Source organism: Pontibacillus chungwhensis BH030062 (assembly GCF_000770675.1).
Taxonomy (GTDB): Bacteria; Bacillota; Bacilli; order Bacillales; family BH030062; genus Pontibacillus; species Pontibacillus chungwhensis.
On the sequence record NZ_AVBG01000008.1, the window covers coordinates 55,382 to 68,772 of the forward strand.

The following is a 13,391-nucleotide window of genomic DNA, read 5'->3' on the forward strand; positions in this document are numbered from 1 at the left end:
AAGCACTAAATGGTGTCTGGCACGCTTCGCTGCTTTACAATAAGAAAGAGGCATCCTGTAACGGGATGCCTCTTTCTTATTGTGTTGCTACTGGACTTTGTGGGATTGGGGCTTGGGGTTTGACGGATGCATCTTCACCGAAGAATTGTTTAGCAAGACGGGTTAGCTGACCTTCTTGTCTCAATGACAACATGGCCTTATTCAATTCTTGCTGAAGAGATCGATTTTCCTTATTTAATAAAACTCCATGCTCAGTTGGGTTTAGTTTAATATCAGGATGTAAGACAAGATCATATTCAGGATATGCTTGAAGCCCTAACTTCGATAAATAATAATCATTAATAATAACATCAAGTATTCCTCGATGGACATCCTTTAAATAAACTTCATTCGAAACGTTATCATATGTAATTACTTTAGCTCCAAAAGCACGTGCAATTTCACTAAATGTCGTCGTGGCTTCTCCCCCTGCTTTCTTATTCTCCAGGTCTTCCAACTCCTCAATTCCGCTATAATCGTCTTCCCGCACAATCATGGTGGTATACGAATACTTATAAGGATTACTAAACAAATAGCTCTTCTCCCGCTCATCATTTATCTGAAAGTCGTTCATTGCAGCATCAACCTTTCCGCTCTTTACTGCCGCAAACATTTCATCTACACCAATCTCTTTAAATATAATATCTACACCCATTTGCTCTCCAAGGGCTCGCATAACTTCTACGTCATAGCCCGACAATTGATTAGAACCTTCTGGTGTATAAGAAACGCCTACAAGCGTTCCAGAGGTCCCAACGACAAGCTCGCCACTCTCTTTTACTCGTTCCCACTTAGAATCAGATTGTTGAGTATCTTGAGAACACGCCGATAAAAGAAAAACAAAGGATATGAGAGCTCCATAGATCACTACACGTTTCAAAACTGTTGTCACTCCTCTTGATGTAATCTCACTTAATATAGCAACCACCCCCTTTGAATTCAAGTGAGTTTACAAATTATCCTCCGCGCATGCGTATTTAAGTGGTAAGTCTTGACTTCGATCAGAAACGTGCTACTATTAAATTACATACTAAATTATAATAATTATAAATAAGAATCGTTATCACTATCATTAATACTCTTACGAAACACACTCGAAACATTTGAGATAATTGAAAAGAGTTTTCATTCTCAATTAAAAAAGGAGAGTTGAGAAAATGTCAGCTGAATCAAAAGCAATGAACACCTCCCCTTCCACTACGTCCACCACACATAATCCATCCGCTTTTATCGCCAGAGTAAGAAACAACGGTGAATTAATCGCGGCCATTATAAGTGGAATGATTATTTTATCAGCTTGGTTAACAGAAGGTATACTTAGTGACCCTGCTACCGTCGGCCTCTACATTTCTGCTTTTATCATAGGTGGTTTTGCTAAGGCAAAAGAAGGTGTCCAAGAAACAATCGAAGATAAAGACCTAAATGTAGAAATGCTCATGATCTTTGCTGCGATCGGATCGGCTTCCATTGGGTACTGGACAGAAGGTGCTATCTTAATCTTTATCTTTGCTATGAGCGGAGCTCTTGAAACGTACACAATGAACAAGAGTCAACGTGAGATCTCATCTCTGATGGACCTTCAACCAGAAGAAGCTCTTCGTGTTCATAACGGAAACACAGAACTCGTTCACGTTTCTGAACTTACAATTGGTGATCACATCCTCGTAAAGGCTGGTGAACGCGTTCCTTCAGATGGAGAAATCGTTAAAGGAAATACATCTTTGGACGAAGCGGCTATTACAGGTGAATCCGTACCCGTGTCGAAAGAAATCGGTGCAGAGGTTTTTGCCGGAACTGTTAATATTAACGGGAGCATTACGGTAAAGATTACGAAACGATCTAACGAAACGCTCTTCCAAAAGATCATCCAACTCGTTCAATCGGCCCAAAGCGAAAAATCACCTTCCCAGTTATTCATTGAACGATTTGAGGGAACATACGTCAAAGTTGTTCTGATTGCCGTGGCTCTTATGATGTTCATCCCTCACTATGCTTTCGGATGGAGTTGGCAGGATACGATTTACAGAGCGATGATTCTGCTTGTAGTTGCCTCTCCTTGCGCTCTTGTCGCATCGATTATGCCTGCAACATTATCTGCTATCTCTAATGGAGCACGGAATGGCATCCTCTTTAAGGGAGGCGTTCATCTAGAGAATCTATCCCATCTTCAAGCCATCGCTTTTGACAAAACAGGTACTTTAACGAACGGGAAACCAGTAGTAACAGATGCCTACTTCCGCTCAGAAGATGAGAACTTATTAGAGATTTTCACTTCGATTGAACGGGAATCGAATCACCCACTTGCACAAGCCATCGTAAAATACGGGGAAGAAAATAACGCTACTGAGCACTTGGATGTATTCAATATGCAAGATGTTTCCGGAAACGGAGTAACAGCAAGCGTATATGATAAGGAATGGAAAATCGGGAAAGCTGCTTTCGTTGGAGAAGAAGAAGCTTTCCATTTCCAAAACGGCATAGCTGAGAAATTAGCAAACGAAGGAAAGACGTTAACCTTTATTGCTGATGAGAATGGCATAGCTGGATTAATTGCGCTCAAAGACACAATTCGCAAGGATACGAAACGCGCGATCCAAACCTTACGTCGTAATGGCATTTACACCGTAATGCTTACAGGTGACCACGAAACAACAGCCAAAGCCATCGCAAAAGAATGCGGTATCGACAATTACGTCGCGGAGTGTTTGCCAGAAGACAAAGTTGAACAAGTGAAGCTTCTCCGCCAATCCTTTGACAATGTGGCCATGGTAGGCGATGGCATTAACGATGCACCCGCCCTAGCTACCGCAAACGTAGGAATTGCTATGGGAGAAGGGACGGACGTCGCACTCGAGACAGCGGATGTCGTTCTTATGAAGAATGATTTACCGAAGATATCGAATGCATTGTCTTTATCAACAAAAATGAATCGAATTGTGAAACAAAACGTGATTTTTTCTATACTCGTTATAATGCTACTCATCATTTCGAATTTCCTACAGTTCCTAAACCTTCCTCTAGGTGTGGTTGGCCACGAAGGGAGTACCATTCTTGTTATTTTAAACGGTCTTCGTTTATTGCGCTCATAGGAGAAGATCCAAGGAGTATGAAGCTGTCCTTCAGCTACATGCTCCTTTTTAATTTCCATACAAAAAAGCCCCGCTAACTAAATAACGGGACTTTCTATTGTCGAAGCTTACTCGAATTGAGCTTCGCCTATTTATTAATGGAAATTGTTCTTTTTATTCGCTGAGCTGCTTGTTTTGTGCTTTGCATCATCAGAAGTTTGTTTATTTTGGTTTTTATCACTACGTGCTTTTTGGTTACGCTTGTTATTAGCCATTCGACATCAACCTCCCTCTCATTAGTCCTTATTAGAATGCTCCGAGGAGACACCCTTTATGTACATCGTAAGGACTTTGAAAGAGTTACCGTTTAAACCATTGACGCTCACGCAACATCGCATTGATCTCGCCGCCCAGAATGATCACAACACCTGAGAGGTAGAACCAAATCATTAAAATAATGACAGCCCCTAAACTCCCGTAAGTAGCAGAATAGTTACTCACACCTGAATTCACATAAAATGAGAACCCTAACGAAGCAGCTTGCCAGGCCACCGTTGCAAATACAGCCCCAATAAATGATTGCCGGATATTTACGTGATGGTTAGGTGCTAAGATGTATAAAGACATCAGTACAAGCAAGAAGAGCGTAGACGATATGACCCATCGCAACGCATTCCATATAGCCAGAAAATCTTCAGACACACCAAACCATGAAAAGATGTACACCCCTATCGCTTTACCGAATACCGGAAGCATAAGAGCAACAAGTATGACAATAAACATCGCTACGGTAAGTACAATGGCAATGAGACGACTTTTAATAAACGAGCGGTCTTCCTGAACATTGTAAGCTCTGTTAAATGCTCTCATGACAGCATTCGTACCATTTGAAGCAGACCATAGCGTTGCAAGTAAACCGACTGATAACAGCCCTGTATTTTTCGTCTCTAAGTTTGTCGTTAGTAAATCCATCGCTTCACTTGGAATATAGCGCGACATGGCCAACACGATATCTTCAATAGATATCGGCAAGTAAGCCATAAGCGCAATTAAAAAAATCATAAATGGAAAAATGGATAGCAGAAAGAAATAGGCCAATTGTGCAGCAAGACCAGCCACTTCATGGTCGGAGAAGCGACGAAACAAATCTTTCCCGAATTGAATTATAGTCGACAATGTATCCCCCTACCTCACATATGAATAATGGAGTGTTGTTACTCAGGAGGTTCTTCGCTTTGACTTTCGATCTTTTCTAGAAATTCATTAAGCTGATCCAAGATATGAACAGCTTGCTCAGAACCTGCAGTAACAGCTTGTGCCATATGTTCGTATTTCAAACGAAAGTCGTGAATCGCATCAGATGGGTGCGCTGCATACTCTCTTATTTTTCCACTCGTTCGCTTTACACATGTTGAAGCTTCGAGTCGAGTATCTTTATCAAAAAGCGCATACACAACACCCGCTAATGCCCCGATTAACATGCCTTTTATTAACTTGTTTTCTCCCATGGTATCTCCTCCTATTTTATAACTGATAAGCTTCTTTTATGTCAGCTAAAAGGTTTTCACAGCCTTTTTCGATAAGTTCATATACTTCCTCAAAGTTCCCTGTGAAGTAAGGATCCGGAACGTCTTTATCATCGCTGTCCTCTACAAAATCCATGAACTGAGCAACTACCACACCTTCATCAAACGAACGAAGTGTCTCTAAATCACTATAATTTTGACGATCCATTGCAATAATGTAATCAAACTCGTCCCAGTCAGAAACCTTGACTTGGCGGGCAGTCATCCCCTCATAAGAAACGTTATGTTGATCTAACATTCTGCGCGTATCCTGATGAGGGGGTTTCCCCTCATGCCAACTTCCCGTACCAGCTGAATCGATCCGAAATTGCCCTCTCAACCCTTCTTGCTCTGTTAAATTCCTAAACACCGCTTCCGCCATCGGAGAGCGACAAATGTTCCCAAGACATACAAACAATACATTTATCAAGCGATCACCCTCTTCTATCATTAGTTCTTTCTTTATTATATAAAATCCTCTACTCAATTACACATCATAGCTCTTTTCGAAAACTTATAAAAATTTTTAGCACACGGACCCTTGACATTTCTTCTGATTTTTCAGAATATTTATACTATATGAAAAAAGGAGGTCAGTACTATGCAAGAGCAGATCTTAGAAGTATTAAGTAGCATTAGTGATTTCGTATGGGGAACACCACTCCTTGTTCTGCTAGTCGGAACAGGAATATACTTAACGATTCGATTAGGGTTTCTTCAATTACGCATGTTACCCTACGCTCTTCAGCTTGCGTTTAGCCCAAAACGACAAGACAAAAAATCAAAGGGAGATATTTCTCACTACCAATCGCTTACAACCGCCTTGGCGGCGACTATTGGAACAGGTAATATCGCCGGTGTAGCTGGAGCGGTTCTTCTAGGGGGGCCTGGTGCGATCTTTTGGATGTGGATCACAGCACTCTTTGGTATGGCAACCAAATATGCCGAAGCCATACTTGCGGTTAAATACCGTGTGACTGACAAAAATGGCAAAATGGCCGGTGGTCCTATGTACTACCTTGAAAAAGGTCTAAAAGCAAAGCCGCTTGGGATTTTATTTGCTTTTTTTGGTTCAATTGCCGCTTTTGGAATTGGAAACATGGCCCAATCCAATACGTTAGCTGATGCCGTAGACACTACGTTTAATGTGCCGACTTGGCTCACAGGAATTATTTTAACAGTCTTAACGATTTTAGTTGTTTTAGGCGGGATTAAAAGTATCGGGAAAGTAACATCTTTCTTTGTACCAATTATGGCGATATTTTATATTATTGCTGGTCTTATTATTATCCTTCTTAACTTAGATCTTGTCGGTCCTGCCTTTTCTACGATCTTCACAAGTGCTTTCACAGGGGAAGCTGCTGTAGGTGGAGCAGTAGGTAGCGCAATCCGATACGGTGTAGCTCGAGGCGTATTCTCGAACGAAGCTGGTCTTGGTTCTGCACCCATTGCAGCCGCTGCCGCCAAAACAGACTATCCTGGCCGTCAGGCACTCGTTTCCATGACTCAAGTGTTCCTAGACACCATCTTAGTTTGTACGATCACAGGACTTACAATTGTTATGGCGGATATGTATTCAGGAAACATTGATGGCGCCGATTTAACAAGTGCATCCTTCGAGCATTTCCTCGGTAGTACCGGTTCAATGATTGTCGCAATTGGCTTGGTCTTCTTCACGTTCTCAACAATTGTCGGTTGGTCTTACTACGGAGAGAAATGTTTTGGATACTTAACGAAAGAACGAATGCTCCCAGCCTATCGAATCGTCTTCATCGCATTTGTATTCGTTGGGGCTGTTGTCAAAATTGATATCGTTTGGACATTTGCTGATATCATGAACGGTCTTATGGCTGCACCAAACTTAATTGGCCTTCTTGGATTATCTGGTGTGGTTGTTTCCGAAACAAAACGATTTATGCGCGTTGCAAAAGAAGAACGAAAAGCAAAATCTGACCCCAGTTATGAAGCCTAACAAAAAAGAGCATCCTCATTCGAGGATGCTCTTTTTATGAGCTGACAGAATGTTTCCGTTTGCTGTAATTGAGCGTAAGGTGGGCCTGGAAACCACTTGCTTTCCTGTGGGGAGCTGGTGAGCCTCCTCACCCGGCAAAGCCGGGCTCCGGGGTCTCACCTAGGCTCTTCTGCCCACGGGAGTCTCGCAGTTTCCAGGCCCACCTTTGCCATATCGGTAGATACGGAAACATGCCACATGTAGATTCAAATAGGCATCAGGAACGCCCAAGCAGCAGGGCCGTTCGTACTTCACATGGCAAGGGGTGTCTGGGGAACGGGGAGACTCCTGCGGGAGAAAGAGGTCGACGAGACCCCGGACTGAACGCAGTGAGGGAGGAGGCTCGACAGCTCGCCCGCGGAAAGCGAGTCGTTCCCCAGACACCCCTACCACTCAATAAACGTAACGGCCCCCATGAAGCAAAACCTCTTAAGACCTAGGGCCCACGTCTTTGATTGTAAATTGATCAACCAGATTCAGTTGTATGACCGCTTCTCCATCTCCAAACACTTTCTCTTTATAAAACAATTCATTCTTCTCGTCACCGCTACGAATCGTTTCTTCTTTATCCCACTCAACATCCCAACCTAGTTGCTCAGAATAACTTTCAGCTTTAACAGAAACGCTGGCTTCTTTTGAGAGATTCAGGATCATATTACGGGCTTCATCAATCATCCAGTCCCCCGTGATGTTCCCTGCGTTTAGTTTCAGGTTCCCTGTAGTCCCACGGATCTCAACATCAACGTCTTCCGGCAAGGAAATCGTACGGTTAAACGTTGTTCGACTGTAGTGCATTCCTTCCTTAGACGGTCCTTGCAATAATTGAATGTACAGTTTATCTCCTACTTTGTTAATTGAAGCTACATCGTTCTTATCTAAATCTTCTTGTTTAAGAAATTCTGAGGTAAATGTTCCAAATATGTGAACCTTACGAGCATTATTCGTCTCAACGACCAAATCATCATACGCTTGCTCAAGCACGATCGTATTGATATCTTCTGAGATTGACTCTTCTATAGAAGGCATGGGACCTTGAACTCGTTCTGCATTCATAGCTCCCTTCACTTCATTCACCAGACCTAATGAAGTCATTAAATATAACCCCAGGGCGACCATTCCAAGTACTCCGATAAAGAAGATTGAAAGGAAGTCATATTGCACGATTGGCTTCTCTTTCTTAGATAGAGCAATGTATGCAAGCACCTCGACTCCAAGCACAATTAAAATAAACGGCCACCACGACATGGTTAATGTAATAGGATCCCAATCTGTAAACTGCCCAACCATTAGTAAGACTCCTAGGAAGATAAGTGAAAGTCCCATTGATACCGTTCCTACGCGCCACTTTCTCATTTGCTGACCTCCTCCTTCTTCACTTTTGAACCTAATAATAGCTTAATCCCCCCGCCGATAAAGAGCAGACAGACAATAATCATTTGGAAATAGCGTTCGTAGTAATAATAGAGATTGATCTGAAACGTTTCACGGATTTCATCTGCTAATACAGGCATTAACACATCATCTAACATGTAGAACACACCTAGCAAAATAAGCGCAATTCCGATCCAACGCTGATGATTAATAAAGTATTTAATAACTGGAATATCTTCAATGATCTCCTCTTCATATCGACTAGCAAGCTGAAGAGCATCAAAGAAACTGAAGAACCAAATAATCGGAATCAAGAATAAGAAAATCGATAAATGTAAGACATCAAGAATATAGATCGACAATAAGAATGCAGCCATTAGTTGTAGCCCTCTGCGCTGTAAACCTAAATACATATGTCCCGCTCCTGGGAAAATCCCGAGTAATGTCGCGATAACACGACTCTTCTTCCCACTATCACGGTGACGGTCAAAATCTTCTAGTATTGTCCGATCTTCAAGAGTCTCGCCTTTATCTTTCTGATTTAACAGCTGAATGACATCAAATAAACCGTATATCCAAATGACCGGCAGGGCTAAAAGGAAAATAAGAAACCCACCCGTACTAGTAATAGCTGCGACAAAGAAGATCATTATGCCTACTCCAATAAATCCTACAAGGAAGGTGAGCCCTCTTTGGTTCAACCCAAGATGAAAATGGCCAACACCTGGAATAAATGATAAGAGAATAGTTACAACCCTTTCTTGGTCTTTCGAAGTGGACGGAATTGTGCTGCCCTTCTCTGTAATCTCTATTTGCTGGCTTCTCTTCTCCAATTTTCTTAAATTCCTTATCATATCCACCATATTTATAAGCCACACTAGCAAAGGAAAAATCAATAGTATAAGAGCTTCCCCTCCTGCATTCATTACCGCTACTGCAATAATAAATAAAGGAGCAAAGAACAAACCTCCAAACAACACCCCTCTCACTATAAGACCGAGATATAGTTGCCCTAATCCTGGTACAAAGGAAAAGAAAAATGCCAATATTACTGACTTATTCATCTGCATCACTCCTCATATCTTCATTTACTTTCTGCAACAACCGATCTGTTTCACTTACAATATTTTTCGAGATAGAAGGTCTTTCTTTAAATGAATCTTCATCAAACACATGAAGCACTTGTTCAAACACACCCGATATCATTAAAATCATCGTTAAGCCTGCCGCAAGTCCGTAATGCACCAGCGTCCTCTTCTGCTTCTGCACAGCACTTCGCTTAGCCTCTTTACCCGGCATCACTTGCTTTTTGATAATTTGATCAAACGTTTGATCAGTGAAATCCATTGCGAGGGATGGTTCTAATGTCCAAGTTTCTATACTAGTCATGTAGGCTTCAAAACATAAATCACATACATCTAAATGGTCCTCTATTTCCCAACGTTCATGGTCACTCAATGAATCTTCTATATATGCTTCTAACCGAGTCGTCTCTATATGCTTCATCAAAACTCATCCTCCTTCCAATTTCGTTTCATCCATTTCCTAGCACGGTACAATCGCATCTCAACCGTCTTCTCCTCAAGCGCTTGCTCACTAGCAATCTCGCTGTATGATTTCCCTTCTATGTAATAAGCTTGAACAACCCCTTGATAATTAGCTGGCAACAAGCCGATAGACTGAGACACAGCCGTAACTTTCTCATGTTCAAGCCATTCTTCCTCAGCACTTTGAATCCGTTCATACTCAAACGTTTCAAAAGCTAAATCCTCTTTTTGCCTGGCTTTCTTGCGCTTATAATCAATTGCTTTATTCATTGCAATACGACTTAACCACGTTTTAAATCCTTGCGACTGATAAGAGGGGAGCGCATCCATCATTTTTATAAATGTTTCCTGAGCCAGATCTTCAGCCTCTTTCTCATCACGGACAACGCTATAGGTTACTTTAAACACGTGTCCTTTATAACGCTCAATCAAAAGCCTGAGCGCCTGCTGATGCCCTGCCTTAACCTTTTCAATTAACCGCTCATCCTGAATTCTGCTCCCCTCCCTTCTTTCCTAATCCACCTTATAGACGAAGCATACAACAAATCCCCTACACATTTTAGAAAAATTTTTCAAAACATAAAAAAGCTCAGGTTATAAACCTGAACTTAGTCATTATCAATTCGAAAACCCTATCCCTATCTCTCATTCTAAGCTAGAGGCTCCACACATTCCGGACCTTCATTCTTAGCGTTGTTTACATACGTGCTGACCGGATATGCTTCTAGGGTCTCTATATTTAATTGGCTCAAATAATCATGCATCTCATCAGGATCTTGCTTTGTTTGCTCCATCCACCAGGACTCATGTTCTCTGGGGAGAATAATTGGCATTCGATTATGAATGGGCGCCATGAAGTCGTTGGCTTCTTTCGTTAAGATCGTACAGGTTACAAGTTCTTCCTCCCCTTGTTTCCACCGGTCCCATAAGCCTGCAAATGCAAAGAAAGGTCGATCTTGAGGAGAAATTCGATAGGGCTGTTTCTTTCCATCTTCTTTTTTCCACTCATAGAAACTATCCGCTAAGATCAGACACCTTTTTCTCTCTAGCAGACGTTTGAAGCTTGGCTTTTCATGAGCTGTTTCAGACCTTGCGTTAATCATTTTATACCCAATAGAAGGATCCTTCGCCCAGACAGGAACGAGCCCCCATTTCAATTGACCAATCCGGTTCTTCTCGCCGTCATTTACAACCGTTACTACTTGTTGACCAGGTGCAATGTTATAACGAGGTTCAATCAAGTCTTCATCTGGTTTAATCCCGTACTCTTTTAAAATCTCGTGTTCTTCTATTGAAAATGTAAAACGACCACACATGTCATTCCGCCCCTTTCTACTTACTGGTAGTGTAAGCATTTTACAGCAGAATTTCAAATTGAACTGCACCTACAGAGAATTCACCCATAATTCTTCTGATGCTCTTTCTTATAAGCTAAGTATTCATCATCATTACGCACTTCTTTCCACTTTTCCTCAAAGATGCGTGCCGATTCGGCTTTTTCTTCGTCGATGTCTCTTTCATTTATATTGCCATCTTGGTCGTACTTCTTTCCACCTTTGTAATTTGCATAACGTCTTGCTCGTGTATATCCCATTTGGATGTATTTACGCGCCATATCCATGCCGACAAAATCTTCTTGCTCTTTGTATTGCTGAAACAGTTCATAAATCTTATCTGCTGACTCTTGTGCGATTTCAGGAGTTTTAAATCGCCAGTGGGGAAGGATTTCACTTTTATATGGCTCTACCATTAGCACACCTTGTTCTCCCTTCCCCACTCTGTAAAGGTCCGGCCGCTCTCTAAAATTAATGTTGTCGAAATCCATTTCATAATCAAAGCTCATAGAAAAACCCCCTTCCTTTGCTAAACTTCCCAATACAAAGGAGGGGGAAACACTTCAATCTTCTTAAACTAGTAAGGCATATAACCACTTTCTTCACCCTCTTCTTGAGTGGGTAGAACAGTAGATGAATCTCCTGCCTCACTTCCATTTAAAAAAGATGCGATTAAGTTCCCTATACGATCCAAAATGAAGGTGCCCTCCTCATTATGATCCGATTGCTGCTCCCTATCATTAAAGACCTTATACGAGCCGTAAAAGCTTTGGCGAGCTTCCCATATCGGGAATTTTTGATAGAGCGCCTCTAGTGAATTCGTTTGATAGAAGTCCACAACTTTTAGGTTGCTTCCGTATTGGTAGTGAGGGAGTTTCCCCGTTTCAATCTTGACGATATAGGTTTCTTGCTCATTAAAGTGAGGGCTATCAACCTTCAACTCATATGTTCCTGATTGAAGGGATTGAACAGTACGCTGCGTATCACCTTTCTTCTCTATATAAACCTTATCTTCTTTACTCAAGATAGCCTTAGCTTCAGGATCTTCTCCATTTGCCCATTCTAATGTTAGAAAGTGAACCCCGTTCTGTGCTTCGAAATAAATATCATCAAACAGAACACTCGCCCCAGTTTTAAATGACCAAGTTCGTGACACATCAAATAGATTTCCTTCCGCTGTCTTCGCTTGAGCATTCACTCTCACCTTATAACCTGCACCCGGCATAAGCTTCTCTTTTGGAATTAGGAAAACGTGATGAGTACCTTCGTTCTCCATTTGTGGCGTGACCGTGTAGGATGGGACTGTTTCACCATCCTCATTCACTAATGATGCCTCTGAAACTTGGAGTTCATGAGAGGAAGGACCATAATACACATAAGAAACAGGATACCCTGTCCATACCTGATCTCGGTTGAAAAAACGAAGAGGATTAGGCGTTTCATAAGCAAACCAGGAAACTGGCACACCTCTTTGATTTGGGTAAGGATACTGAATAATACGATGCTCCCCTTCACTTCCATCTCCACCAAAGTTCATGACTACGTCGCCTTGATGATTGTATCCTGTTCCTACTTCGTTATAAAACGGGTTCATTAAGCTCAAACGATGGTAAGGAGCGTCAAAGAGATGATCAACAGCTGATGCTCCGCCGGGCTCTTCATAAGAAATCCCTTCTCCTACGAACCATTTTGGATAACCAAAATAAGACGTCCTTTCTGCAGGTTGTTTTCCGGTAAATAAGTTAGCGCTGTTGTTCGTTTCATGGTGACCTTTGGAATAGACGTTCATATAATTGGCATGAGCTTGAGCTGCTTCTTTTAAATGATCATTGCTTTTTAATAAAGGAATATCCAAACGCTCACGATATTCGTTAGCACGAGCAAGCGCATCGTTTCCGACAGAGGTCAATATTTCATTATCCATTGAAGCAAAAGGATCCATATTACGACTGTCTATTTCAAATGACCAAGAACGTTCAAGTTGCTTTTTACCATACACTTCAAGTTGAACTGTTACTGTATTTGCACCTGTTAAACCCCGGGCCTCATAAGTGAGCATACCTGTATTTTCATTATACGTTGAGGAAACTTCTTTTCCATTTAAAAACATGTCCACCTCATAGGGCAAATCATAATGTGATAGTTTTATAAAATATGTAATATCCGGGGAACTTGTAGATACTAAACCAGTCGGAGCTCCTTCTTCATGATAACGAATCGTATAAGAATTGGACTCCCTCTCAGGCTGATTATTCTCAGTACCATGAACGTGATCTGGCGAAAGGACGAACAACACAATACCTACTAGAACCCAAACCGAATGCTTGATCATCTTTATAACACCTTTCTCCGATCTTTTACTTTTATTTTACTAGAAACAAACCAACACTCCTAGTGGTTCAGAAAGTTTTTCCATACCCTTCCCTACCTCTTTACTTGAAATCGAAGAAGGGATT

13 protein-coding genes are annotated in these 13,391 nt (G+C 41.6%); 2 read left to right on the plus strand and 11 right to left on the minus strand.

The window, feature by feature from the left end:
- Nucleotides 1-76: 76 nt before the first annotated feature.
- On the minus strand, nt 77-919 hold the full coding sequence (locus N780_RS11380) for a transporter substrate-binding domain-containing protein (RefSeq protein WP_036783980.1): 843 nt from the start codon (nt 917-919) through the stop codon (nt 77-79).
- 277 nt (nt 920-1,196) lie between these two features.
- Between N780_RS11380 and N780_RS11385 the strand changes: the two genes are divergently transcribed.
- Entirely contained in the window at nt 1,197-3,128 is a 1,932-nt protein-coding gene (locus N780_RS11385; RefSeq protein WP_036783982.1) for a heavy metal translocating P-type ATPase, read from the plus strand.
- A 339-nt stretch (nt 3,129-3,467) separates the two neighbouring features.
- Here the strand turns inward: N780_RS11385 and N780_RS11390 are convergent, their stop codons facing one another.
- Genes N780_RS11390 through N780_RS11400 form a run of 3 tightly spaced genes read right to left on the minus strand, consistent with a single transcriptional unit; the run spans nt 3,468 to nt 5,102 of the window.
- Nucleotides 3,468-4,283, minus strand: a complete 816-nt coding sequence (locus N780_RS11390; protein ID WP_036783983.1) for a YihY/virulence factor BrkB family protein — start codon at nt 4,281-4,283, stop codon at nt 3,468-3,470.
- Nucleotides 4,284-4,321: 38 nt separating this feature from the next.
- Nucleotides 4,322-4,615: a YtxH domain-containing protein gene (locus N780_RS11395; RefSeq protein ID WP_036783986.1), complete on the minus strand. Its 294-nt coding sequence runs from the start codon at nt 4,613-4,615 to the stop codon at nt 4,322-4,324.
- Between the two features lie 16 nt (nt 4,616-4,631).
- Entirely contained in the window at nt 4,632-5,102 is a 471-nt protein-coding gene (locus N780_RS11400; protein WP_036783988.1) for a low molecular weight protein-tyrosine-phosphatase, read from the minus strand.
- Between the two features lie 171 nt (nt 5,103-5,273).
- Between N780_RS11400 and N780_RS11405 the strand changes: the two genes are divergently transcribed.
- A complete protein-coding gene (locus tag N780_RS11405) occupies nt 5,274-6,644 on the plus strand; it encodes an alanine/glycine:cation symporter family protein (protein ID WP_036783990.1) in 1,371 nt (456 codons plus the stop codon).
- Between the two features lie 468 nt (nt 6,645-7,112).
- On the opposite strand, the gene N780_RS11410 is transcribed toward N780_RS11405, so the two are convergent.
- The 7 genes from N780_RS11410 to N780_RS19260 form a co-directional block, all read right to left on the minus strand.
- Entirely contained in the window at nt 7,113-8,036 is a 924-nt protein-coding gene (locus tag N780_RS11410) for a LiaF transmembrane domain-containing protein (protein ID WP_036783993.1), read from the minus strand.
- Nucleotides 8,033-9,118, minus strand: a complete 1,086-nt coding sequence (locus N780_RS11415; RefSeq protein WP_036783997.1) for a hypothetical protein — start codon at nt 9,116-9,118, stop codon at nt 8,033-8,035. The genes N780_RS11410 and N780_RS11415 overlap by 4 nt, the downstream gene beginning before the upstream one ends.
- Nucleotides 9,111-9,560, minus strand: a complete 450-nt coding sequence (locus N780_RS11420) for a zf-HC2 domain-containing protein (protein ID WP_036783999.1) — start codon at nt 9,558-9,560, stop codon at nt 9,111-9,113. Before N780_RS11420 ends, N780_RS11415 begins: the two co-directional genes overlap by 8 nt.
- Complete coding sequence (locus N780_RS11425) at nt 9,560-10,033, minus strand: sigma-70 family RNA polymerase sigma factor (protein WP_232299531.1); 474 nt, start codon at nt 10,031-10,033, stop codon at nt 9,560-9,562. The genes N780_RS11420 and N780_RS11425 overlap by 1 nt, the downstream gene beginning before the upstream one ends.
- Before the next feature lie 218 nt (nt 10,034-10,251).
- Nucleotides 10,252-10,917, minus strand: coding sequence for an SOS response-associated peptidase (locus N780_RS11430; RefSeq protein WP_036784002.1), 666 nt, complete (start codon nt 10,915-10,917; stop codon nt 10,252-10,254).
- A gap of 80 nt (nt 10,918-10,997) precedes the next feature.
- Complete coding sequence (locus N780_RS11435) at nt 10,998-11,444, minus strand: DUF4385 domain-containing protein (protein WP_036784004.1); 447 nt, start codon at nt 11,442-11,444, stop codon at nt 10,998-11,000.
- A gap of 68 nt (nt 11,445-11,512) precedes the next feature.
- Nucleotides 11,513-13,267, minus strand: coding sequence for a CAP domain-containing protein (locus tag N780_RS19260; protein ID WP_052115031.1), 1,755 nt, complete (start codon nt 13,265-13,267; stop codon nt 11,513-11,515).
- Between the last annotated feature and the right edge of the window lie 124 nt (nt 13,268-13,391).